Source organism: Larkinella arboricola (assembly GCF_003259745.1).
Lineage (GTDB): Bacteria > Bacteroidota > Bacteroidia > Cytophagales > Spirosomataceae > Larkinella > Larkinella arboricola.
Genome location: NZ_QLMC01000001.1, coordinates 1,505,457 through 1,531,001, shown reverse-complemented (window position 1 = coordinate 1,531,001; position 25,545 = coordinate 1,505,457). Strand labels below are relative to the sequence as shown.

At 54.1% G+C, this 25,545-nt stretch carries 16 protein-coding genes and 1 pseudogene; 3 read left to right on the top strand and 14 right to left on the bottom strand.

Annotation, left to right across the window (positions count from 1 at the left end; translation table 11 throughout):
- Positions 1-24: 24 nt before the first annotated feature.
- The 7 genes from LX87_RS06035 to LX87_RS06005 all read right to left on the bottom strand — a co-directional run bounded on the left by LX87_RS06035 (position 25) and on the right by LX87_RS06005 (position 10,409).
- Positions 25-1,626, bottom strand: a complete 1,602-nt coding sequence (locus LX87_RS06035; protein WP_111627230.1) for an MGH1-like glycoside hydrolase domain-containing protein — start codon at positions 1,624-1,626, stop codon at positions 25-27.
- A 33-nt stretch (positions 1,627-1,659) separates the two neighbouring features.
- On the bottom strand, positions 1,660-2,739 hold the full coding sequence (locus LX87_RS06030; protein ID WP_111627229.1) for a glycoside hydrolase family protein: 1,080 nt from the start codon (positions 2,737-2,739) through the stop codon (positions 1,660-1,662).
- A gap of 97 nt (positions 2,740-2,836) precedes the next feature.
- Positions 2,837-4,450 carry a RagB/SusD family nutrient uptake outer membrane protein gene (locus LX87_RS06025; protein ID WP_111627228.1) on the bottom strand — a complete coding sequence of 538 codons (1,614 nt, stop codon included), beginning with the start codon at positions 4,448-4,450 and terminating at the stop codon, positions 2,837-2,839.
- A 25-nt stretch (positions 4,451-4,475) separates the two neighbouring features.
- Positions 4,476-7,805, bottom strand: coding sequence for a TonB-dependent receptor (locus tag LX87_RS06020; protein WP_229310555.1), 3,330 nt, complete (start codon positions 7,803-7,805; stop codon positions 4,476-4,478).
- A 23-nt stretch (positions 7,806-7,828) separates the two neighbouring features.
- Complete coding sequence (locus LX87_RS06015; RefSeq protein ID WP_111627226.1) at positions 7,829-8,839, bottom strand: FecR family protein; 1,011 nt, start codon at positions 8,837-8,839, stop codon at positions 7,829-7,831.
- Positions 8,840-8,850: 11 nt separating this feature from the next.
- On the bottom strand, positions 8,851-9,405 hold the full coding sequence (locus LX87_RS06010) for an RNA polymerase sigma factor (RefSeq protein ID WP_111627225.1): 555 nt from the start codon (positions 9,403-9,405) through the stop codon (positions 8,851-8,853).
- Between the two features lie 221 nt (positions 9,406-9,626).
- Positions 9,627-10,409, bottom strand: a complete 783-nt coding sequence (locus LX87_RS06005) for a carboxypeptidase-like regulatory domain-containing protein (protein ID WP_170139311.1) — start codon at positions 10,407-10,409, stop codon at positions 9,627-9,629.
- A gap of 161 nt (positions 10,410-10,570) precedes the next feature.
- On the opposite strand from LX87_RS06005, the gene LX87_RS28745 reads away from it, so the two are divergent.
- From LX87_RS28745 to LX87_RS05990, 3 genes are all read left to right on the top strand, one after another.
- Complete coding sequence (locus tag LX87_RS28745) at positions 10,571-10,735, top strand: hypothetical protein (protein WP_170139310.1); 165 nt, start codon at positions 10,571-10,573, stop codon at positions 10,733-10,735.
- 279 nt (positions 10,736-11,014) lie between these two features.
- A complete protein-coding gene (locus LX87_RS05995; protein ID WP_111627222.1) occupies positions 11,015-12,220 on the top strand; it encodes a sensor histidine kinase in 1,206 nt (401 codons plus the stop codon).
- Positions 12,192-12,968, top strand: a complete 777-nt coding sequence (locus LX87_RS05990) for a LytR/AlgR family response regulator transcription factor (RefSeq protein WP_111627221.1) — start codon at positions 12,192-12,194, stop codon at positions 12,966-12,968. Before LX87_RS05995 ends, LX87_RS05990 begins: the two co-directional genes overlap by 29 nt.
- Positions 12,969-13,013: 45 nt before the next feature.
- On the opposite strand, the gene LX87_RS05985 is transcribed toward LX87_RS05990, so the two are convergent.
- The 7 genes and pseudogenes from LX87_RS05985 to LX87_RS05960 all read right to left on the bottom strand — a co-directional run bounded on the left by LX87_RS05985 (position 13,014) and on the right by LX87_RS05960 (position 25,446).
- Positions 13,014-14,696 carry a SusD/RagB family nutrient-binding outer membrane lipoprotein gene (locus LX87_RS05985; protein WP_111627220.1) on the bottom strand — a complete coding sequence of 561 codons (1,683 nt, stop codon included), beginning with the start codon at positions 14,694-14,696 and terminating at the stop codon, positions 13,014-13,016.
- Between the two features lie 38 nt (positions 14,697-14,734).
- Complete coding sequence (locus LX87_RS05980; RefSeq protein WP_111627219.1) at positions 14,735-18,127, bottom strand: SusC/RagA family TonB-linked outer membrane protein; 3,393 nt, start codon at positions 18,125-18,127, stop codon at positions 14,735-14,737.
- A 223-nt stretch (positions 18,128-18,350) separates the two neighbouring features.
- A complete protein-coding gene (rhaM, locus tag LX87_RS05975) occupies positions 18,351-18,665 on the bottom strand; it encodes an L-rhamnose mutarotase (RefSeq protein ID WP_111627508.1) in 315 nt (104 codons plus the stop codon).
- Positions 18,666-18,699: 34 nt separating this feature from the next.
- Positions 18,700-21,525 carry a glycosyl hydrolase gene (locus LX87_RS05970; RefSeq protein WP_111627218.1) on the bottom strand — a complete coding sequence of 942 codons (2,826 nt, stop codon included), beginning with the start codon at positions 21,523-21,525 and terminating at the stop codon, positions 18,700-18,702.
- A gap of 99 nt (positions 21,526-21,624) precedes the next feature.
- Positions 21,625-23,313 (bottom strand): GH39 family glycosyl hydrolase, encoded by a 1,689-nt coding sequence (locus tag LX87_RS05965; RefSeq protein WP_170139320.1) that lies wholly within the window; start codon positions 23,311-23,313, stop codon positions 21,625-21,627.
- A gap of 270 nt (positions 23,314-23,583) precedes the next feature.
- A pseudogene (locus tag LX87_RS29075) lies at positions 23,584-24,036 on the bottom strand (polysaccharide deacetylase family protein); the annotation flags it as partial.
- 87 nt (positions 24,037-24,123) lie between these two features.
- Entirely contained in the window at positions 24,124-25,446 is a 1,323-nt protein-coding gene (locus tag LX87_RS05960) for an MFS transporter (protein WP_111627216.1), read from the bottom strand.
- Positions 25,447-25,545 lie beyond the last annotated feature (99 nt).

The following is a 25,545-nucleotide window of genomic DNA, read 5'->3' as shown; positions in this document are numbered from 1 at the left end:
GATTAATGCCATTTTCAAGATCACTCAAATTGATAGGGTCAGGCGTTGCAAATGGGCCGCTGATGCTTTTTCTATTCCGTTGACGAAAACCCGAAAACCGATTCCTTTGCCGTATTTCTTTCCTGTCTTATCGTACAGAACCGTCAGCATTTTGCCGTGGTATGGCACCCGGTCCAGACAAAAATAGTCCCAGGTATCTTCCGGCAGCAGCGGATTGATGACGAGTTCGTTGGTGTGGCTGGGCCGAATACCGATCAGACCCGAAATCACGTGGTCGCAAAACGCCGAGTGGTTATAATCCTTCCCGCGCTCCCGACCGCCTTTTTTCGCCGACCAGCTTCCGTTTTCCATCGTGGAAAGCCGCGTCCGGGAAATCCAGTCGCCGGTATACGGATTCAGGTTTTCGTCAATCCACGGCACGCGCCTGCCATCTTCCCGGATGCGTTCCTGCGAGCGGCTGTAAGCAAGCAGGAGGTTCCAGAAATCGCGTTTGCCCAGCACCTTCTGGTTGTAATCATTCAGCAGGTTAGCCAGTGCCGTGAGCGTAATGGTGGTCGAAAAAGGCCAGCTTGGACCGTTCCACTGGCATTCGTGGCCTTCGTACAGCAACTGAAAACCGGGGTGCCGCTGTTCGGCTGTGGTCGGACCGTACGGAGCCCAAAAACCCTGTTGGTCGGTCAACTGCGCCCAGGCGACGGCGTGCTTTTCCTCCGGAATCGAAAAGTACCAGGGCGTAAACCCGTGGAGTTCGCGAACATCGGCCCGGACCAGCGAACCCGCTCCGCGCGGAATCACCTTGAAAAACTTTGCCTTGTCATCCCACAACCGGGTCAGAATCTGCCGCCGGATGGTGGCGGCTTTCCAGGTGTATTCGTTCGCAACGGTTTTGTTACCCGCCATCTGTGCGATGGTCGCCAATGCCCTGGCGTTTCCAAACATATAGCTGTTGATCGTGGCCCGATACCCTTCATTTTTTTGCCCCAGCAACCCGGCTATCGAGATTTCCATGCCGTCGCGGTTATCGGTTTGCCAGAACATACCGGTCGAATCCAGCCGTATTTTTTCCCACTCCTGAAAATCCGTGATCAGATCGGGCAGCAGGTCTGTCAGAAAAGCCGTATCGGAATGTACCTTGCCAAACGCACTGATGGCATCGGCGGCCCAGGAACTGTACGCCCGCGGACTGCCCCCGCCCCGGAACCAGAATCGGGCGTAGTCTTTGAGATATTTGTTGTCGCGCAGCCAGCGTCCTTCGTAAAAATGATGGCCCGCCGGGCAGTTGATGGAATTGTATTTTCCGGCCCAGCCCACATCCGGCAGAAATTCCGTGACGATGTAACCGGCGGGCGTCTGCTTGAGGTGTTTCCGGAACGTCCACCAGCGGAAATAATACGTTTGCTCCAGCTGCTTGTCCGGACATTCGAATAAGGGAATCTGCTGCGAAAGAAACGCCCACGCCTTGCTGTTCGGAATCAGTTGTTTGTAAAGTTCTTCGTCGTTTTCGTTGAACGCCGTCACATACGGTTTGAAAGTTTCGGTTTGCAACACAAAATCCTGCGCCAGAGCCGGGCCAGCCCCCCAGCCAAACCAGAAAACAGCACACCAGCGGAAAAAAGCTTTTTTCATTTTCGAATCGACTTGAAATCGCGTTTGACCCTTTTACTGCCCCAATGAGCTTTTGCCCAGGTCTTTGGAGGTGGCCACGGCAATCACGCGCCCTTTATCGCCCACCGCATTGTAGAAATGATAGACCACGCCGTTCCACCTGATCACCCAGGGCTTGTGGGCATAGGTTTTGTCGTACGGTTCCGAGGGCGCAATCAGGTCGTCGCCCTGCCAGTCGGTCCAGTTCACCAGATCATACGAACACGCAAACCGTTCGAATGCACCGGGTTTCCAGAACGCACCGAAGTAAAACATGACGTAAACATCACCGATTTTTGTAATCTGCGCATCGCCACAAATACCGGTTTTGCGGGTAATCAGCGGCTGCTGCCCGTAGCGTTTCCAATGCGTCATATCACTGGAAACCGCCATCGCGATGTTTTCAAATCCCTTGCCGTCGGCATCCGGCTTTTCACCTTTGGCGTTGTAATACATCACAAACGGATAACCGGTTTTCTTTTCTTTGTCGCGGATCACCAGGCTTTTGTAGATGGTTTTGTTGTCGTACCAGCGCGCGTCTTTGTCCACCGCAGACAGCACGGGTTGCGGCAATCGGCTAACTTCTTTCGGCTGGGTCAGGTCCTGGGTCGAGGCCATGCCGATGCCCAGCCGCCCGGCTTCGTAGCCTTTTTCCGAACCGCCCAGATACGACATCCAGTACCGGTTCTCAAATTTCTCCACTTCGTAGGAGCCGCCCCATTCCGTATCGACCAGCGCAACGTAGCCCGCCTTTTGCGTGGCGTCCCAGGTATTTTCGGTAAACGACATAAGTCGGCCCTGCGTGGTCCAGTGCAGCAGATCGGCACTTTGGGCCAGCCAGGTTTCGTAGCCTTTGCCGTCGAAAATAATGTAGGTCATGTACCAGGTCTGACCTTTTCGAAAGATCGTCGGGCTGTCAACCATGCGTCCTTTGTCGGGCTGGGGCAGCACAATACCGTATTTGTAAGGCGTTTTGATCTGCTCGTACACTTCCCGCATTTTCTGGTCCGAAACCGTTCGGGCGGACGGGACCGATTGCGCGAAAACCGTTGCAATGGTGAACAGGAAGGCGTAGCTGGTAGTAAGAAATTTCATCGTTTCGGGGTAACGTCACCAATAAATCGAGAAACCGTTGTCCTGACTAGCGCCCGGTTTTAGCCGGGAGCCAGTCAGGATTCGTTCGTGCTTAAAATTACTGATAGGCCGGATTCTGTACCAGCCTGGGGTTTGAATTGATGGCAATCTGCGGCAGCGGGAACACAGCGCGGTGCTCTCCCGTTGGTTTGTGCGACAGCCAGCTTTTGGTTGTATAGACGCCAAAACGGATCATGTCCCGGCGCCGGAATCCCTCCCAGGCAAACTCCCAGCCAAGTTCGTCGAGCAGCCGGCCAAATTTAACGGGTGCCGTGTTACCCGGATCTACCAACTTGTAGTTTTCAACGTAGCTATATTTATAACTACTGTTTTTCTCCAGATCGGCTCCGGTCACCGTAGCCCTGGCCGGATTGGCCGTAAACGCCCGTGCCCGAACCTGCGACACCAGCGGGGCCGCTTCGTTGCTTTTGCCGGTCCGGACCAGACATTCGGCTTTCATCAGCAGGACCTGCGCATACCGAAAAAACGGAAAATCGTTACCCAGACTGGCGAGAGCGCCGTTTTTTACCTCAAATTTATTCATCCGGTACCCTTCCGCTTCGCCCGTGTACAAGCCGTCGGGCAGGTCTTTGGTCAGCACCACATTTTTACCGGCCTGGTCGTACGAACCTTTCAGGGGCGTCACGCCGTCGGCGGCAAATTGCGGGCCGATCATCCAGCTAGCCGCCAGCCGTTCGTCAGCCGGGTCGTAGGTGTCGATAAACTGCGGGACGCCCTTGGCCGAACCCGCGCCCCAGGGCGTGTCGAGCATATTGAATTTGTTTTTGAGCGAAGCGTGCCAGGAAAACATCTCGACGTTGAAGCCGCCCGCCAGATTTTCGTCAAACGGAATGGCAAACACGATTTCCGGCGAGTTCTGATTATCGGTTCTGAACGGCGCTTTCAGCGAGCTTTCCAGGCTGTATTTTCCGGACGCAATCACATCGTTGCACTCTTTCAGGCACTCCTGCCAGTTGGCTTCACCCGCGTAGACTTCGGCATTCAGGTAGACGTTGGCCAGCAGCGTTTTGGCCGCCCACTTGTTGAACCGCCCGTAGGTCTGCGTACTGCGTTCTTCGCTCAGGGCCGGAATGGCTTCCGTCAGTTCCTTAACAATAAACTGGTATATCTCTTTCCGGGGTGTTTTGGCCTGGAGTTCTTCGGAACGGTCGGTCAGCAAAGGAGCATCGCCGAAATTATCGCAGATCATCCAGTAGAAAAACGCCCGGATGGCCCGCGTCTCCGCGATCAGAGCCTCTTTGGTAACGCCAGCCGGGGGCGGCACTTTGCCGGTGTTAAGCTGGTCAATAACCCGGTTGGTGTTGATGACGCCGGTATAAAACGTGTTCCACATGTTGTTGATCTGCGGATTTTCGGAGTTCCAGGTGTGCAGGTGCATCCGCTTGTAAATACCGCCATCGTCCCAGCCCGATGCGTTGGCGGGCATCACAATCCCGTCGGCGGTTGATTCCTGCGCCATGTAATAATGGGTGTGCGAAATCAGGGAACGCATGTTGGCGTAGGCAACGCCGATGGCTTTATTGGCATCCGTGAAGGTGTACGAGTCCTCGGTAACTTCCGAATAAATCTTCTCCGTCAGATCATTGTTGCAGGACGACAGCGTAAAACCGACCAGACAGAGCGTTGATACGTATAATTTGATGGATTTCATAGTGGCAGGGATTAGGAACGGTTCATCAGAAAGTCAGGGTAACGCCCCCGGTGTAGCTGGTCGTGGCCGGATAACGGTTTTTATCGTCAATGCCTGGTGCCAACCCCTGGCCTGGTCTTGGGTCGCCAATGCTCACCTCCGGATCAATGCCTTTGTAGCCCGTAATCGTGTACAGGTTGGCCGTCGACAGGTACACCCGTCCGCGTTTCACGTACTTGTTTTTCAGCTTCAGGTTGTAGCCCAGCGTCACGTTGTCGATTTTCCAGTAATTGCCGTTTTCGATGTAATAGCTCACGTAATTCAGTGACTGGTCGTCGGCCAGTGGGCGTTTGCCGTAAATCGGATCGTAGGCATTCGTCCGCAGATTGCCGCGCGTCAGCATCACTGGGGCGCTCCAGAACATCTCGGTCATGTTCAGAATCTGGAAACCGAAGGCCCCACGCATGGTCACGTTCAGATCGAAATTTTTGTACGAAACCGTGTTGTTCCAGTTCAGATACCGTTTGGGCAACCCGTTGCCGATAACCTGCTTATCGTCCGCCTGTTGCTGGGCAATGGGCTTGGGCTTACCGTCTTTGCCTTCAATAATCCAGTGGCCGGTTTCGTCGATATCGACGGTTTTGAAGCCCCAGAAATTACCGATGGGCTGGCCCACCTGCACGCGGTGCGTGGTCTGCTGAATGGGTTCGCCGGTGTTGCCGGTATCGAAATAACCGCTGGCCAGGGCAAACTTGTCGTTGGAAAGCGACAGAATTTTGTTGGCGTTGGTCGAGAAGTTGGCCGAAGTTACCCACTCAAAATCCGCCGTCCGAACCGGCACCACATTGAGTTGAATTTCAACGCCTTTGTTCTGCATCGAAGCCGCGTTGGCCGTAATGGTGTTGTACAGATACGGGGGCGTCGGCACCGGGAAGTTGGCAATCAGGTCACGGGTCGTGCGTTTGTAGTAGTCGATGGAACCCGAAATGCGGTCGTTCAGGAAGCCGTAGTCCAGCCCGATGTTGATCTCTTCTTTCCGCTCCCAGCGCAGATCGGGGTTGGCGTTGTTCGAGTAGTTGATGGCCTGCACCCACTGCCCGTTGACGAGGGTGTACGTGTTAAAATTAATCTTGTTCAGCGAGATGTACGAGCTGCCCGGTTCGGTGCCAGTTACGCCAAAACCGGCCCGTAGTTTAAGCGCCGACAACGCCCGGACGCCTTGCATGAAGTCTTCTTTCTGGATGTTCCAGCCCGCCGAAACCGCCGGAAAACTCCCGTATTTGTGATTGGCCCCAAACCGCGACGAGCCTTCGTGCCGGATACTGGCCATCAGCAAATACTTGTTGTTCAGGCTGTAATTAACCCGGAAGAAATAACCGAGCAGTTTATTTTCCGACTGCGACGAGGTTTCGGGCGCCTGCCCCCGTTTCAGGGCTAGACCCGCGCCAATGTTGTTGTAGGAAAAATTGTCGGTCGGGAAATCCCAGTTCTGCATCCAGTAATCTTCAATGTTGTATTTCCGCCAGGTATACCCGCCCAATACCGTGAAATTATGATTCCCGATGGTTTTGTCGTAGTTGGCCGTCATCTCAAACAGGTCCTCCTGCGAGCGGGTGGTGCCGCGCGACGCAAACCCGTTGCGGCCACTCCGAACGGTGGAATAGTGGTTTTTCGTCTCGTAATACCCACGCGTGCTGTTGTACATATCCCGCGAAAACAGCGCCTTGATTTCCAGATTATTGATCGGTGTCAGCGAAACCGTTCCGTACGTCCGGAAGTTGTTGTTGCGGTTTTCGCCCCGGGTTTCTTCGAGCAGCGCAACGGGGTTCATGTAGTCGGTTTTGTCAGGCCGTTCGGTCCATTTGCCGTTTGAATCCCTGAAGGGCTCGGTGGGGTTAAACGTCAGGGCGTTGCGATAAACGAGTCCCGAATAAGACTGACCATCCACGGCGAAGTGCTTCTGCTGGTAGCCACTCACGTTGGCGTTGAATTTCAGAATGCCGTTGAACATGGTGTGGTTGACCTCCAGCCGGGGATATAAAACCGTGTTGTCCGACTTCTTCATCACCCCGTTCAGGTCCCGGTATTCCATGCTCACGATGTAATTCGTCGACCGCGAACCGCCCCGCAAGCTAATGTTGTGGACCTGTGAGAAGGGGTTTTGGGTTACGGCTTTCAGCCAGTCGGTATTCGCGCCGTAGTCGGTAGCACCCGGTTTGCCCTGCGCCACCAGTTGACGGTATTGATCGGCGTTCATGAAATCAAGCTGGCGGGTTTGCCGCTGGGTCGTGAAATACGAATTGATTTCCAGCGTCGGCGGGGTTTCCCCTCTTACTTTCCGGGTCGTGATCAGAATAACGCCGTTGGTGCCGCGCGTTCCGTAAATGGCAGCCGCCGAACCGTCTTTCAGCACATCAATCGACTCAATATCTTCCGGGGCTACGGTATTCAGGGCACCCGGTACGCCGTCGATCAGAATCAGGGGCGATGAACTGGCGTTGATGGTGGCGTTGCCCCGGAGCGTAATCTGGGAGGTGGATGTGGGGTTGCCATCCGGCGTAATAACGCTCAAACCGGCCACCTTTCCGCGAATCAGCTGGGCGGCATCCTGCACCGGCCCCTTCACAAAATCCTCGGCTTTCACGCTGGCAATGGCCGTGGTAATCTGCTCGCGTTTCTGGGTCCCGTAGCCCACCACCACGACTTCGGCCAGGGCTTTGTTTTCCGGCACCAGACTCACCCCAATCGTAGACTGACTCCCCACCACAATTTCCTGCGCCACGTAGCCAACGAAGGAAAAAATCAGGGTGGTTGACGCGTCCGGAACGCTCAGGCTGTAGCGGCCATTGGCGTCGGTGGTCGTGCCCCGCGTGGTGCCTTTAATCAACACCGTCACGCCCGGCATCCCGTCGCCTTTCTCGTCTTTCACGGTTCCCGTCACGGTCTGATCGACGGCTTTTTCAACCGATGCCACCGCCACGGTATTGACCAGCGGCAAAGCCGACGATTCGGGCAATTTCTTCCGCAGTAAAATGCGCGAACCCACCACTTCGTAGGAAACGTCGAGCGGGCTCAGCAGATCGTCCAGCACTTTCGAGAGTTTGCCGTTCGACACGTTGACCGAGGTTTTCTGTTCGGCCTGAATGCTTTTGGTGCTGTACACAAACTTTACATTGGCCTGGTTTTCAATGCGCTTCAGCACTTTCCAGACTTCCACCGACTCCATTTTCAGGGAGATTTCGCGGTTAAGCAGTTCCTGGGCGTGGGTGGTGCGACCAAAGGATAACCCATAAAAAACCGCAAAGAGCATAAGCTGTACGACCGTGGTTCGAGTCGCTTTAAACAGCATCTTTTTCAGGTAAATACGTCTTGTCATAAGGGTAAGGGATCAGGAATAATTCAAAAATCAGCACAGCCTTCGCCGTGAATAAAGAGCGTAGTGCCCCGCCGTTCGTAGGTCGCGTTGACCGACTTACAGATCAGATCGAGTTGGGTATAAAGCGGCAGATCGTTTAAGTCGCCGTTGAAAACGCAGTGGTTCATGGTTTGATTCTCCACGATGAAATCAATGCCGTAGGCGTCGCCCAGCGTCGAAAACACGTCGGAAATGGTCCGGTTCGTAAAGACAAAGTGGGTGTGGGTCGGGGGTGGATTAACAAGGCGGGGCGTTTCCACCAGGCTCGGGGTCAGCGTCTGGGAAATCTTGTCGAAGGTGATTTTGTGGTTGGGAACCAGAATAACGCCGTTGCGGTTGCCGGGCGATTTACCCGCCGTTTCGTACACCGAAACCCGTCCGCGCAACACCGCCACTTCAATGGCCTTCGATTCGTCGTAGGATTTGATGGTAAAACTCGTGCCCAGCACCTGCGTAACCAGCTCGCCGGTTTTTACAATGAAAGGCCGCGTCGGGTCTTTTTTTACATCGAAAAACGCTTCGCCCCACAAACTCAACTGCCGGGTTTTCTCGCCAAACTGCTCGGGATAACTGATGCGGGAGTTGGGTTTGAGAACCACCCAACTCCCGTCTTTCAGCGTGATTTTCTGCGCTTTACCAGACGTGTTACTTACCTCGACGGTGCCGGGCGAAGCCGCAGGTTTCTTTGCTTCGATCAGGGCGATCAGTGCCGGTTGCTGGCCGAACCACAGCCCGGCCAGCGTCAGCAGCACCGCTGCGGCTGCGCTCAGACCCACCCAGCCGTAGCGCACGCTGAACGGCCGCCGACCCAGCGTGTGGCCCTGAACGCGCTTCCAGATCTGTTTGCCAATCGCTTTTTTCTCCTCCACGCTAAAGCTCAGGGTACTTTGCTCCAGTTGCTTTTCCGACCACTCGTGCATCCACTCTTCCTCTTCCGGACTGCACTGCCCCGTCAGGTATTTTTCTATCAATTTATCGAAATCGTACTGGTTCATCTGGACCCAAATCAATTATCAGAATGGTAAGCTTTCAGTTGCTCCTGCAACACTTTGAGGGACTTGGTAATGTGGTATTCGACGGCTTTCTCCGAAAGGTTGAGTTGCCGGGCAATGTCCTTCACGGGCTGGTTTTCAAACCGGCTTAGCGTGAATACCTCGCAGGTTTTTTCCGGAAGTTTCTTCATCACTTCCTCGATGGCTTTGGATAAATCCGAGAAGTTGACGGTTTCGTCGGTGGTTTCCGACTGCCGCAGTTCGTGCAGAATGAGGTATTCCTGGTACCGCCGACGCGTAATTTTTGACTTGATGTAGTTGGTTGACAGGTGCTTGATGGACACCACCAGGTAGGAACTCAGGTGTCGGATGATGGCCTGCTGCCGTTTATTCCAGAGACTTTCAAAGAGGTCGTGTACCAGTTCTTCGGCGTCTTCCCGGCTGCCGGTTTCGTGGTAAGCCACGCAGAAGAGTTTATACCAATACCGGTTATATATTTCTCCGAAAGCCCAGGCGTTGCTTTCTTTGAGCGCATATACTAACTCTTCATCGGTGATCCCTGCCTTCATTGAGATGGGTTGTCGGATTTTTCTGTATAGTCAAGTTCGGCCTGTAAACCCCTAAATAATTTTTAAAATTCTTTTAAAAATCCTAAAATACGCCTTTTAATTCGATTATTTCTATTCTTTCGTTTCATAAAAAACGGACACGGCGGGCAACCGGTTATGCCGTTTGCCCGCCGTGTCCGGCTTACTTTTGCAGAAAAATTGATGAAGCAGACTCCTGTTGATTACCGCTCTTTATACTCCAGGATCATGCAGTTCGTGCACGCCCAGGGGCTGGTTTCACCGTAGAAATCCAACGTTGCCGAACCGTCGGCCGAATACGTCCCATTTTTATTTTTCACCATCACCACCGTGCCGGTTGGCTTATGCACCGCCGTAATTTTGTAGCGGCCAATGGGCACATCCGGAATCCGGCCGTAAAATTCGGTACGCGGCTCCCCCGACTTCAGTTTCAGTGTCTGCCCCGCCGAACCGTCGATGAGTGGCCCCACCGGCGTAAAAGTAAACTCGATGTTCTCGACATCGTACAGTTCGCTCATAATATCTTTATCGAGCGTCACATCTCCCCCGTAAAACAGCCCCGACTGTTCGGGGTCCTCGCCGGTAAGCTGCCATTGGAAATTCCGGACGGCTCCCGCATCGCCCGCAAAAGCCTCCGTATGATCCGGTTTCAGGTCGAGCGTGTACTTTTTGCCGTTGTACGTTCGTTTGATCTGCGCCAATGCCCGGTAACTACCCGTGGGCATTTTAACCCGGTAATTGCCATTGGCGTCACTGCTGGTTTCCACATAACTGTTATAAAACAGGAGGTTATCCGCCAAAATGGTAGCCCCCGGCAAGGCTTTCCCCTGCGCATCGGTTACCCGGCCCGACAGGTAACCGGCGGTTTGTTTCCCCGCCTGCGGCTCATCGGAACCGGATTTGGAACAGCCTGCACACACCACTAACCCAGCGAAAATAAAACTCAGAGCCGTCGTCGTTCTGGAAATAGGTAATAAGTTGTTCATTGGTAACTTGTTGCTTTTTTTGAATCGCAGCGCCCTACACATAGCCCAGCCTGTCATAACCTCGGCCTTTGACTCGTCTTTATGGTTAAATTTGTTGTTACTGTTACAGCAGGAGTAGTAGAAACGGTTATATCATCCAGCTAACCGGAATCAATGGATTTGTGACCCGATACACAGGCGACGGATGCGGACAGCGAAAACACCATTTTCTGGACTGCCCGGCCCGGATGGATGAGTTAATTCTGCTATACCGGATGGTCTGCCCGGTTTTTGCGTTGGCGATGAGTTTGTGTGCGCAGGTCATAAGGTGGACTTCAAAAGCATGAATAGTGTTGTTTACTGCCTTCAAAGCTACCCTTGTCGCTTCTGAAGCGAAACCGCCTTTATGCAAAGCACCACCGGTATTATTTAATCCGCACCGGGGTCTATTTAAAAAATCAAACGGTTTGAAACGGGTTTATCGCTCCTCCAACTGCCCATTCAACCGGAATCAAACGCGCTATTCCGCGCTTCAACCGGATTTTGGGTCGGTTCAAAGAAAACCCCTCGGTTGCCAGGGCCGGGCGCTGTATTTTTAAAAACGCCATCCGGAATGGCCTTGCACGATGAACAGATTTCAACTAAACGTACCTGACCAGACATCGGGGCTACCCTACTCGACCAAACGAATCTGGCACTACATTGCCGGGTTCTGGATCGTTCAGGCCGGTATTACCCTTGTTGAATTTACGCTCCGAATCGGAATCAGCCCCTACCCCATGTTGTGGGCGGGTTGGGTGCAGTGGGTGCTGCACTGGCTCCTCTGGATGCTCCTCACGCCTTTTCTCATCTATATGGCCCAGCGGTTTCCGATGGATATCCGGGCTATTCGGTGGGGTCTGGTCAGAACAATTCTGATTCACCTGCTGGCCTTTTCGGTGCTGACCTTCCTGCTGCGGTCGGCCGAATACCTGCTCATCAAACCGCTTTATTACTGGGAAACGGGCAAAGACCTTTCCTGGAACAATATTCCGAAGTGGTTTGTCGAAGAATACAGTTGGGGAACAACCCTCTATTTACTGGTTCTGGTGCTGTACAACATCTTCCTGTACGATAACCGCTACCAGCGACTCGAAAAGCAGCACCTGGCCACCGAACTGACCAACTCCCAGCTAAAAGCCCAACTGACCGACGCCCAGCTTCAGGCGCTCAAAATGCAGTTGAATCCGCATTTTCTGTTTAATACCCACCACGCCATTGTGAGCCTGATGCTGCAACACGACAACCGCCGGGCCATCGACATGGTGACCGCCCTGAGCGATTTGCTGCGGGGGGTGCTGGCGCATCAGGACGACAATTTTCTCCGCCTGCGGGAAGAACTCAAACTAACACAGCAATACCTGGCTATTCAGCAAATCCGGTTTCAGGACCGCCTACAGATTGAATACGATATTGATCCACGGGCCGAAGACAGCCCGGTGCCCCAGTTGATTTTGCAGCCCCTGGTCGAAAATGCCGTTACGCATGGGATTGCCGACCTGACCGACGGCGCCCGCATCCGGATTGCCGCCCGGCGGGTTGATGACTGCCTGCTGCTCGAGGTGTTTGACAACGGTGTTGGTAATCAGCCCAGAAAGAAACGAGTCGGCGGCAACGGCCTGGGGTTGAGCAACACGCGCTCCCGGCTGCATCAGGCGTATGGCGAACGGGCCCGGTTAACCTTTGTGCAGCCACCCGGCAACGGCACCACCGTCGCATTAACCCTTCCATGCCTTTCTGATTCAGTAACAACAACGAAAAACAATGAACCCGTACCGCTCACTCATTATTGACGATGAACTGCTGGCCCGACAGGTCATCCGCACCCTGCTGCAAACCGTTCCGGACTTTATGGTGGTCGATGAAGCCGCCAACGGTACGGAAGCGGTTTTAAAGGTTCTCCAGCAAAAACCCGATCTGATTTTTCTGGATATTCAGATGCCCGAACTCGACGGTTTTGAGGTGATGAAGGAAATCTGGGCGCACCACCAGCCCATGGTGGTATTTACGACCGCTTACGACCAGTATGCGCTACGGGCCTTTGAGGTCAATGCGGTTGATTATCTACTGAAACCGTTTAACGAAATCCGGTTTTACCAGGCCCTCAACCGGGCGAAAGAACGGCTTGCCCAGCGCGCCCAGCCCCAGGTCGATGCGCTGATGGGGCAGTTGCTGCACGACGAAGCCGCCCGCCCGGACGGGGCTTACCTACGCCGGATTCTGGTGAAGGAAACCGGTAAAATGAGTCTGGTCAATACCGATGACATTCTCTATTTTGACGCCGATGGCAACTACATTACGCTGCATACCGAGGAGAAAAACCACCTGATTTACGAAAGCCTGACCAATCTGGAAACCCGGCTCGACCCTTCTACCTTCGTCAGGATTCACCGGTCACATATCGTCAATCTGGATTACATCGCCGAAATCGAGAACCATTTCAACGGCGAGTATAAGGTCCGGCTCCGCACGGGGCAGCAATTGAAATGGAGCCGGAGCTACCGCGATAACCTTAAAGCGTTTTATACGCGGGTGACGTAGCTTTTTACAAAAAATAAGCCCCCGGTTTTATCCGGGGGCTGGCGATTAATTCCCCTGCCCGAAAGCCGGGCTGTTTTTGTCAAACCAGAGCCGCTGGGTGCTCAGGATTTGCGGAGTCCGGTCGTTGGGCGTAAAACCCTGCTCCTGCTGCGCTTTCAGCCAATTGTCGTTGTTGGTTCCCAGGGGCGGTTCATCCACCCAGAACCGGCGCGGAATCAGCTCGTTGAACGGATCGCGGGGGTAATACGTCGAGTTGTTTTTAGGATAACCGGTGCGCCGGACAAACGTAAATGCTTCCGTTGGCTGCCGCATGAAACTCAGGTACTGCTGAATGTAAATCCGTTCCAGGTTGTTTGTCCCGTCGAGTTTCACCCTGGGCTGGGCCAGGTAAGCCGCAATTTCCTGATCGGCTGCGCTGGTCAGGCCGGTGGTCGATTGGGCGGCTATGGCAATGGCGTTCATGGTTTTCATGGACGAGGTAATGCCCTTGTTATACCAGAATTCCGCCGTTCCCTTCGTGTTGACGCCGATTCCGTAGCCTTTAGTAATCAGTTCGGCAATGTAGAAACAGGTTTCGGCGCTCGTTACCATGTAATCGTGGAACGTACCGGTAGCGCCATTCCGGCGGGGTGCAAAGAAGGGCCGGTTGATGGCCGACATCAGAATGTACTTGTTGGTGCCGGCATTGAACGGGTTTTTGTAGTACTGCGCCACGGCCTGGTTGGTGGTCCAGTCGGCGGGGCCACCCTGATACCGAATCAGCGGATCGTTGGGTTTGATAAACGAGGGCAGCGTGAGGTTATACTTTTTGATGGTATCCAGCGCACTGGCCGTCAGATCGTTGGGCGTGAAGTAAATTTTCAGCCGTGGGTCGTTGGTGGATTTCAGAAACGTGATGATCGAATTAGTAGCATAACGCGTACTGCGGTAATCGACCGCGCCCCCAACGTGATCGTTATCCGGGTCGATGTAGGCAAACTGGTCGGCGTCTTCCACAATCGGCCCCACGGCATCCTCCATGACTTCCTTGAAAATCTGCCCGGTTTTGGTTTTATCCTGTCCTTCGTACCGCAGCGCAATCCGGAGTTTCAGCGTGTTGGCCAGTTTGGCCCACTTCGTCCAGTCACCGTGGTAGAAAATATCCGCATTTCCGTAGTTTTCCTGATTTTCCAGATTGGCCGAGAGCGTCGCAATGGATTCGGTCAGTTCCGTCAGCCAGGTGTCAAACAGGGTTTTCTGCGAATCGTACACTGGCCGGAAGTTTTCTTCCACCCGCCCCTGAATGGCCTGCGTATAGGGGATGGAACCGTTCAGGTCGGTTACCTGCAAACCCTGATAAACCGCCACCACATACGTAGCCGCCCGCATTTTCTGAAACCGTTCCTTATCGGTTTTGGCGTCGATCTGCTTCCGGATTTCGATCAGATTCGGGAGAATGTTTGCATAATACGCCGAATACCGGGAGTTGATGTTGGTCGAAAGTTCGTAGGGGTCGGTGGTCAGGTGCTGCGAAAACCGCAGAGTCTGCTCCAGGCTTTCCCACACCCATTCCGTGCCCTTGTACGACACCAGATTGTCCAGCGAATACGTAAACAGGTATTTCGGGTCCGGTACGGTTACAATACTCGGATCGGTATTGATATCACCAAAGTTTTCTTTGCAGGAAGTGGTCAGCAGCAGGCCGGAAGCCGCAACCACCGCCCAACTCCATTTAATTATGTTTCTCATTGGGAGGTCATTAAGACGTTTAACAAGTGGTTTGACGATTAGAAGGAACCCCGCAGCGTAACGCCGAGCGTGCGCGTCATGGGCGGGATGAAGCCGATTTCCTTCTGCACGGCGGTGCTGTTGGAATAGTTGGACGCCGGGTTGAAATTCAGCGGCAGCGAATTATACAAATACAGCAAGTCGCGCCCGACGAGGCTGACAGACAGACCATTGAGCTTCACTTTCTGCACAATATGCTGCGGAATCTGGAACGTCAGCGAAACCTGCCGCAGCGAAACCCAGGAGTTTTCTTCAATCCAGTAGTCGCCCACTGCCGTCGAGAACGAACCGTAGCGGTAGTTAAACTGCGGCCGGTGCGTCGGTTCCACCAGCCCTTTCTCGTAGGCTTCCCGGTAGGTCATTCCGCCCACATCCGCCGAGGAGCCATCGGCCTGCGTAATGGTCTGACCGGGGGCAAAAACGCCGTCGGGAATAATGCCGTCGTCGTAGGTTTTGTTGTCGTACTTGCTGGTCCAGACAATACCGCCGTGTTCGGCGTCGCGGCCCTGCAACGAGCTGGTAAACACGCCGGTATGGGTGCCGTAGCGCAGGGACGTAATGATCATATCTCCGCCGATTTTGGCATCCAGCAACACGTTGAGAGAAAGTTTCTTATAGGTAAAGGTGTTATCCCAACCACCCCGGAACTTGGCGTTGATGTCGCCCACATCCTTCCACTCGTTGCTGCGCGCCGGGAAAGCGGCCCGGGCATCTCCCCGCCAGGTCAGAATGGGCAGGCCGTTGCGGGGATCGTTGGCGTCGGCGCCCTGAAAGCGGCTGGCAGCAATCTTGGTCCGAACCACGCCGTAGGTGCCGCCCACCTTCGCGTACGGTATCAGGTCGTTGCTCCCGCCCGATTCGTCGGCCAGTGCATAATATTCCCGATCACCGTAGAGTTCAATGATTTTGTTACGATTGTGAGAGAACGACACCAGCGTGTTCCAGTTAAAATCACCGATCTTGATCGGGTTGGCATCGAGGGCAATTTCAATACCGGTATTCTGGATGTTTCCGGCGTTAATCAGGATGCTGCTGACGCCGGTTTCGATGGCCGACGAGATGGGCAGCGGCTGATTCCGGGAGTTGTCGCGGTAGACCGACACGTCGATGCCGAGCCGGTTGTTGAACACTTTCAACTCCAGCCCGATTTCTTTGGCAATCTTGCGCAACGGCTTGATATTCTGCTGCAAGGTTGTGGCCGAACTGTAGGTAGACATGGGTTGCTCACCAAAACCGCCGGTGTTGGAGTACCCCCGAAACGCAAAGCCGGGATTGAGTACGAACGGGTCGATATCGCCCCCCAGCACGGCCAGATTCCCCCGCAGCTTCCCGTAGCTGATCCAGGACGGCAGCGAGGAATGGAACGCCTGCGAGAACACCCACGACAGGCTGACCGACGGATAACTGTAGGAGTTATTGCCGCTGCCATCTTTGTAGGTCAGGGCCGACGACCAGTCGTTGCGGAACGTGGCCTGCAAAAAGAGCTGGTCTTTGTAGCCAAAATCGGCGCTGGCGTACAGCGAACGGTAGGCCCGGCGGGTCCGGATACCACCCCTAGAAATCTGGGGCAGAATCGAGTTTGCAAGGAAGAAGTTGCCGGGATAGGTCAGGCCGCCGTTGGTTTCCGAGTAGTTGTACGACAGGTTGTAATTCTGCGCTTCCCCACCAACGTAGCCGTTAAAATCGAGGTCTTTGGTAATCGGCTTGTTGAAAATAGCCATCCATTTCATAAACGTGGCCTGCCGGGTTGAATGCCCCAGACCGTACTTGCCGCCCGTGAAGTTGACGCCCTGCCCAAGTTCCTTGTTTTCGTTTTTGGTATACAGGTTGTTAAAATTGCCTTCAATCTGAAGTTTCAGCCAGTCCGTTACGGTTCCCGTCAGCGCCACCCGCCCGCGAACCATCTGCTCGGTTTGCAGGTAATCATTCTCAAAAATGTTAAACCAGTAATCGGCACCGGGTACTTTGTTGGGTTCATTCGGGTCGTTGGGGTTGCGCAGACCGCCGTTGTAACCAATGTAATTTTCCCGCTTCATCCAGTACTTGGTGTCGTAATTCCGCGGAAAAGTCCAGATGTAATTGTTCAGGCCGAGGCTGGGCGGGTTGCTGCCGGTGCTGGTGGTGTAATCGGCTGTTACATCCGCCACCAGAAATTTGTTCAGGTTCTGGGTAACCCGCAGGTTAAAAGCATTTTTTTCCAGTTCGTTTTTATAGTTAATACCCCGGCTTTTCACCCGGTTGTACGAAAACCGGAACGTCGAGCGTTCTCCCCCGCCATCGATGGCTACGTTCGACAGGCTGCCGAGCCCGGTCTGAAACGCATCGAGGTAGTTGTTCGGATACGCCTGGTAGGTCGTCATTTTGCCGTCGTAATCCACCACCTGCTGCCCGGCGAACCGCGGTCCCCAGTTTTCAAGCTCCCGGCCAATCTGCCGGTCGATATACGGTTTGCCATCACTGTTGGTCGGAAACACCTTGGTGGTCCAGCTTTCGTCAGGTTTATAGTTCGGCTCCCGCGTGTCGGTGAAAAAAGCGCCTACGGTTCCTCCGCCGTATTCGTTCTGAAAATCCGGCCCCCGGTACGGTTGCTGCATGTTGAAGGTTTGCGAAACGCTGACGCCGATGCCCTTGCGCGCCGTGCCTTTTTTAGTGGTCACCAGAATAACGCCGTTGATGGCGCGGGTACCGTACAGAGCCGCAGCGGCTGACCCTTTCAACACCGAAACGCTCTCAAAATCTTCCATATTCAGGTTTTTGAGCGCATTCCCGAAATCCCGCCCGCTTTCGTCGTAAATGTCGTTGTCCAGAATCACACCATCGACCACGAAGATGGGCTGGTTATTAGTTGATAAGGTGGAGTTTCCCCGGATCAGAATCTTGGTATTCCCCATCAAACCGCCCGCGCCCTGGTCAATCTGTACGCCGGGAATCCGACCCTGTAGGGCACTGATAGGACTTATTTCGTTCGTCGTGGCCATTTTGGTTCCGGAAATTTCGGACACGGAGTAGCCCAACTGCTTTTTTTCCCGCTTTACGCCGAGGGCCGTCACGACCACTTCGTTCAGTTGCTGGTTGTCTTCCTGAAGCGTCACGTCGATGATGCTGCGGTTGTTGACCGGTATTTCCTGTTTGGCAAAGCCGATGAACGAGAAGACCAGCGTTCCGTTGGCGGGCGCGTTAATCGTGTACTCCCCGGTGGCGTTGGTGGTTGTTCCATTGTTGGTGCCTTTGACGACAATGGAAATCCCGACCAGATCAGATTTTTCGGTCGCGGACTGGACTTTCCCACTGACTTTGATGGTTTGGGCCAGACCTGGGGAGATAGCACTCAAAAAGGCGCATAGCACCGCCAGGCCCACCCCAATGTGGTGGAATCGGAAAGGTTTTTTCATAAAAGGGTTTAGTAAATGTTTAGTTAAATAGCGCTAAAAAAAGGTTCGGTAACTGCACTGTGACATAGGGGGTAATGTATAAATACTTTTTCAAAAATTTTAAAATTCAGCCTGCTATATTTTCTTTTTACAACCTGACAGTCAGCCGCTTTCCTATTTCGTTCAGCGCATAAAAAAAGACCAGCCTTTCGACCAGTCTTTCTGCTACAATCCTTCCTATGGCTTACTCCATATGAAAGACCCGCTCCAACGGCTTTGCCACCGGCGAGTTGTCGGAGTTCGTCTCCATCAAATCCGCCATGTATTCCCACCATTTTTTCATGATGGGCAGGCTCGGCAACTGGTCGGCGGTATGGTTGTCTTCCCGCTTCTGCACGGCAAAGAGGGTGCCGCTGGCCCGGTCGAGAAAGATCGAATAATCCCGAATACCGGCTTCGGTGAGGGTCTGCGATAACTCCGGCCAGATTTCGTCGTGACGGCGCTGGTACTCGGCCTCCACGCCGGGTTTGAGCTGCATTGTAAAAGCAATTTCCTGCATCGTAATTTGGTTTAAAAAAGCCGTAAAACCCGGTTTATTTCCCGGAAACAACCGGCGTCAGGGTCACCGGCCCGATCAGGCCCGACTCGCGCGGCTTCCATTTTTCGGCGGTGAAATTTCCGTCCGCACCCCGGTTTTCGCGTAGCCGGGCCGACATATTGATGTTGTAGAACTTCTTCCAGTTGATGCGTTCCCGGTCCATTTCCGCAATGCGGTTAGCCATGCTGTTGGACACAAAAACCGTCAACTCGTTGGTGGCTTTCAGTTGATCTTTGGGAATAAAAAGCTGGTAAGTCGGCCCAATCAGGGTTCCGATTTCCTTGCCGTTCAGCCGGATGCGGGCGCTTTCGGCCACTTTGCCCAGGCTTAGCATCCAGCCCGCGCCGTTGCCTTCCGGTTTCGGAAAAGAGAGGGTGTAAGAGGCCGTTCCCGAAAAGCTTTTCACATAATCGCCGTCCAGATCAGTCCACGAACCCAGGTTGTCGGTTTCCTTTTTAGACGGTAGCTGCGGTCCGCCCGACAGAAAATTAATCGTCCACGTACCTTTGATGGGTTGCGCCGCCCCCGCCGGTTTCCAGTAGGCATACGCCGGGCCGCTGACGACGGTATTCGACGTTTCCAGAATACAGGACTCGCCGGGGGCCAGTTGCAGGTAGACCTCGCCCCCACCCTCGGCCGACGTTCGGAAATTTGCCATGCCCAGCTTTTCGGTCATGGGGTTGTAGAGCGCCACCGATTTAGCCGCCGTACTCAGCGGAAACCAGCCATCCACGGCTTTTTCGCCCCAGTTGGCAATGAAGTAATACTTCCCGGTAGCGTGGCTCCGGCGCACCAGTTGCAGACCGCTATCTACCATTCTCTCGCGCTTGACGCCAGCAGCCGCCAGCAGCGCATCGGCATTTCTAGCCACCAGAAAAGCGCCCTTGCCCACCGTGGCCCGCCGAACACCTTTGCTTTCGGTAAATTTGAGCTGAGCCACCAGCTTCTTAAACGCATCCCGCCGGGTTGCCAGATTTCCGAAACCGGGTACGTCTTCGGGCAGGTTGTTGATAAACACGACGGTAGCGCCGTTCTGGGCCAGTTTGATCAGTTGCTGGAAGGTTCCTCCCGGCATATACCGGGCTTCGGGTACCAGCACCGTCTGGTAGGCTACGCCACCGGTTTGCAGCTTTCCGTTGGTGGCCGTGACGTTCAGCAGTTGTTTATCCGAGATGAAGTCAAACCCGTAGCCTTTTTTCCAGAGCGTTTCGGCATGTTCTTCCACCGGCAAGCCTTTAAAACCGTGGTCGATGCCGTCGTAATGTTGCAGCAGCACCTTGCCGGGCCGCGTAAATGAATCATAAATCGGCAAATACACCAGCACGTCGTTGTTCGGCTTACCCGCCTGCAAAAACGACTGACATCGAGCCACGTACTGATTCAACTTCCCGAAATCGTTCCAGAAGGTATTGTTCGGATTGAAATGCACGGCGGCATAAAACAGCCAGCCGGGCCAGGCGGCAGCCTGCGGAGAATAGTTGGTGCCGTGGTAAAACGTGTGGTTCACCCCGCCGAGCAGAAACCGGTCCATGTCTTTTTTGATGTCGCTCAGCTTTGACAGAAAATGCTCGTTGTCCCAGGTTGCCGATTCGGAGGAGGTGAGCTTTTTGCCGGTCACGTTGGCCGCCGACGACGCAAATTTAATCCGCAGGATTTCCGTACCCTCAATCTCCGGAATGTCGGTGATGGCGTACAAATCCAGGATGTTCGCGGGCGAACCGTGCGCCTGATTTCGGATGATCTTGCCCTTCGTTTTAGCCCAAGCGCTCCAGGTTTTGGTGTAATTTTCCAGCAACAGTTCCGAAATGGTGGATCGGTAATCGGTCAGGACACGTCCATTCTTATCCTCCGAATCTTTCCCAAATAAAGCCGCCAGGTGGTTGCGCAGGTCGTAGCCGTGGCGTTTCTTAAACTCCTCGAACAAGGCCGGGGTCCAGTTGCTTTCACCCTGCGCGTCGTCTACTTCGTACGAATCGTTGAAAAACGCCCGCAGTGTTTTCAGATCATGCCCCTTAAACGCGTCGTCGAATTTCCGGAGGTAGTTTTGCGTGGCGGTTTTGGAAAAGTGGTCGATCACGTCGCCCTCGCCCCCCGGCCCCGCCCGCTCGACCATCTTGCCGTGCCAGCCCTGAAAAACCGCGTACAAGGTCCATCGGCCTTCCGGTGCGGTCCAGTTCAGCGCGCCCTTGCTGTCTACTTTCGCCGTCAGATCAACGGTTTGCCCTTTATCGGAATAGGCCATCAGGGTTTGCAGCGGCAACGGCTTTTCAAACCGGACCTGATCGAAGGCGTGTCGTTGCAAATTCGGATTTCGGGCAATTGGATCCACCAGTTTTTTGATGTCAATTTTCTCGCCCACCGTCCGGACCAGCGGCTGCTGGATGTACGTAACCGGCTCGGTTAGCTTCTCTCCGCTTTTCAGGCTGTAGGTTTTGTAGGCGACATACTTGCAGGCATCCGCCGGGCTTACCCACGGTCCGCCGAACGGCCAGCCCGACGCCTGTGCCAGATCAACCCCCATACCGAGCCGGTTGGCTTCTTTCAGCATATGGTCGAGCATCGTCATCCACTTGGGCGACAGAAAGTTGATAAAGTTTCGCTCCTCGCCTTTTACCCCGTAAATGGGCGTCACCTCGACCCCGCCGAGCCCGGCTTTGCGGTATTGCTCCAGCAGGTTGGTCAGGTCTTTTTGGTTGACGGCACTACCCATCCACCACCAGCGCGTCCAGGGCTTGGTCTGCTGTGTGATCGTCGGCCAGCGGGGCTGTGCAAGCAGCGAATTGCTGATCAGGAAAAGAAAGAGGAGTATTTTTTTCTTCATGAGTTTTTAGGAAAGGTCATTACACAGAGGTAATCAGAGGACATCAGAGGTAATCGGAGCCTCTCTGATAAACTCTGATTACCTCTTTGTAATAACTTATTACCAAGTTAGTTTAAACAACGCCACCGCCTGACGCGGCAAAACCGTACTCAACTTCACCTCCCCGTTAGCCGCCACATCCGTCCGGACCGGGTAACCGTATTGCGCCAGTTGCCCGGCTTGTTCCAGTTCTTTGATCTGTTCGGCAGTCGGCTGCTGGGGCGAACCCATTTTTTGCCAGACCGCGTAGGAATTGCTGTGTTCGTCGTCAATCCGGTATTGCGTCACCAAGACCTGCTTCGTTGGCAGCCCTTTGATGATTAGATCGACCGGCGAAACCGGGGCCGGAACGTTGTCGTCGTGGTAGTTCCAGACCATCACGGTGGCGGTATTGGAAGCCGTATCCCGGGCCGCCAGTGCATTTACATCCGGAGCCGCCCGGCGCACGCTGGAATCGCGAACCGCTGCGGTATGATAGGCCATGTTGCCCGTCACCTCTACGCGTTTCCCGCGCATCATGCCGTACATCCGAAACACGTTCAGCACGGGTTTATCAACGCCGTTGGTTGCCAGATCCCGAAAACCGTAAAACCAGGGCTGATCTTCAAACTCGAACGACCACGACACCGCCCCTTTCAGGTTCACTTGGTGCAGATCGGCCAGTTCGTACTTGCGGGCAAACGCAGCCGCCGTGTAACTCGAATACAGCGTGCCGTTGCGGTAAGCATTTTCGGGGTTGGTTTTCATGCCACAGGCCGCGCAGCCTTCGGGGTCCGACTCACCAATAATAATCGGTAACTTACTGAATTCTGGATACGAAGCCACGATCTGAAATCCGCTGGAAATATCCCGTAGTTGCGTCCCCAGGTTCATCCGAACGTGGCCGTCGACCAGCCGGGGGCTACCCTTGGCGTGAAAAGCGACAAAGTCGAGCGGGGTACCCGTTTTACCGGTGACGTAGTTTTTTCCTTTTTGGCAATGATCCAGAAACGCTTTCAGGAAGGTGGCGCCCCGTTTGCCCTGCGGCCCCGTGACGTGCGGACCACCCACTTTGGCCGTTGGTAAAGCCCGCCGGACGGCATCCACCGAGTAATCGTACAGTTTGTTGTATTCGTCCACCGTGCCGCCCCAGTACGGGCTATCCGGCTCGTTCCAAAGCTCCCAGTACCAGCTTTCCACCTCCTTTTTGCCGTAGCGTTTCACGGAATGTTTGACCCACTGGTAGATCAGTTCGGCCCATTTTTCGTAGTCTTTGGGTGGATACCGCCATCCGGTGTAAATTTTGTCGTAGGGCTGACCGGGTTGCCAGTCGTGCCGGTATGGCTGCGGTTTGGACGACAGCGCTTCGGGCATGAAACCGATCTGCGCCAGCGGCTTCATTTTTCGCTCGACGTACGTATCGAAAATTTTGTCAATAATCGTCCAGTCGTACACCGGTTTACCTTTGGCATTTTCCGTATAGACGTTGGTAGAGCCCCATTTGAGGGCCGGTTTTCCGTCGCCCGATACCAGCAGGCTGTGCGCCCGCACGTACACCGGCACCGGACTCAGCGCGGCCAGTTCAGACAGCAGTTTCTTGCCGTCTTTCATGTACGTATAATTCGGCTCGTCGTAGCCAAACCACGCCCAGATCGGGTCCATACGGCCTTTTTCCTTGTTCAGATCCACGCGAATGGAAACCGGGGGCAACGGGGGCGGAATGGCCCGGAGGGCTTCTTTATAATCAACATATTGTTCCAGATCCCGCATCGCAATCACCGTGTAGTGGTTGTCGTGCAGGTACTTCATGTAATCTTCGAAAATGGCCGGGGGCGTGGTCACCCAATCGTGCGCATAATCGGGCACACCGTGCATCGTAATGACGACAATCTTGCCGTTTTTAGCCTCCTGAAACGCGTTGAAAATCCGCTCTTTGTCGTGGTTATTTGGTTCGGTGGTGCTGTAGCTCGGAATCAGGTACGGATGATCGGTTTTGGGGTCGTAGGGTCGCGCCCCGCCCACCCGGGCAAACTGGTATTTCTTTCTTTCCAATACCGCAAACGCATCCGGATTCGTGCCGTAGCCGGGGTACGCAAAGGTGGTCAGCGGGCGGTTGATGCCGTAGGTTTTACAGCGGGCTTCGAGCGAATCCAGTTCGGCGGTAAACTGCTCCGGCGTCAGGCGGGCGACGTTTTTGTGGGTCAATGTGTGATTAGCAACTTCAAAACCCATCCGGTCCAGTTCCCGGATTTGCTCCCAACTCATGTATTTGGTCTTGTCGGCGAAATCGGGCGGAAATTCGCAGATGTAAAAGCTGGCTCCAAAACCGTATTTCTTCAGCGTGGGCGCTACGACTGTCGCCTGCGTCACGCTGGCATCATCGAACGTCAGCACCACGAGTTTGTCGGGGATCGGTTTCCTGACAATCTGCGCATCAACCGCAGCCAAAAGACTGGTTATCAAACCAAAAACAAGACCGATAAACCGTTTCATACCCAAGTATCAGGAGCAAAACTGAACCATTCTTACAGACAATTGCCCGTTGATGCAAGCAACAACGGGCAATTGGGAATAGATAAATCAGGCTACTTTCACCGGCTCTTTCGGACTAGAAAGCTCAATGGCTCTGTATTTCGGAACCAGCAAATGCATAATTCCCCAGGCCAGCAAATAACCAAAACCGCAGATGATAAACATGATGTAGTACCCGGTTTCGATATGCCCCAGCCCCTTGTAATGGTCGAACAGCTTGCCCGCCAGCGACGAAATAGCCATACCGCCCAGCGCGCCGGCCATACCACCGATCCCCGTAACGGACCCCACGGCTTTCTTCGGAAACATATCCGAAACCGTGGTAAAGATGTTGGCACTCCACGCCTGGTGCGCCGAGGTGGCCAGACCGATGCTCAAAATGGCCAGCCAAAGGCCCATGCTACCGAGATATTGCGCGAAAACAACCGGAACCGCGCAGATGGCGTAAATCAGCATGGAGGTTTTCCGGGCTTTAAAAACCGGCATTCCGTTTTTGATGAAATTCAGGGGTAACCAGCCGCCAAAAATACTGCCCACGCTCGCAATCGTATAGACGATGGCAATCGGTGCAGCCGCTTCCATGCCACCTAAACCGTATTCCGCTTTCAGGAAGGCCGGCAACCAGAACAGATAAAACCACCAGATGGGGTCGGTCAGCATTTTACCAAGCACAAAGGCCCAGGTCTGCCGAAACGTCAGCAGCTTGAACCAGGAAACTTTTTCGTCGTTTTCCTCCGCGGCCTGCTCGTCCTGGTCGCTGTTAATATAGGCAAGTTCTTCCTGGCTTACTTTTTTGTGCCGGGCGGGTGTATCGTAGACCGTAAGCCATAGCACCAGCCAGATCAGACCGGTGGCACCCGTCAGGATGAAGGCCCACTGCCAACCCCAGAATTCGGCAATGAACGGAACCGTCAGGGGAGCCAGAATAGCTCCTACGTTGGTCCCGGAGTTGAAAATACCGGTTGCCAGCGCACGTTCTCTTTTGGGAAACCATTCGGCAATGGTTTTGATGGCCGATGGAAAGTTACCGGCTTCGCTCAAACCCAGAGCCGCCCGGGCAATGCCAAAGCCGAAGGTAGTTTTGGCAAAAGCCGTCAGGACACCCACGATGCTCCAGGCCGTCAGCGAAATGGTGTACCCCATTTTAGTGCCGAGTTTATCAACCAACCGACCAACGCCCAACATACCTACGGCATAGGCCAATTGAAAAACCACCACCAGATTGGCGTAGTCTGTTTCTGTCCAGTTAAACTCTTTTTCCAGATCGCCTTTCAGCAGACTGATCACAACCCGGTCCAGGTAATTGATCGTGGTGGCAAAAAACACCAGACCGCAAATCGTCCAGCGGTATCTTCCAATGGCTTTATTCATAATGCGAAGAAGTAAAATTCTGCTATAGAAAGCAGGGGCCATCGGTTATCTACCTTTGTCTCGTGAGTTGTTTCGCGGAGTTGAGTCGAGTTAAATGGA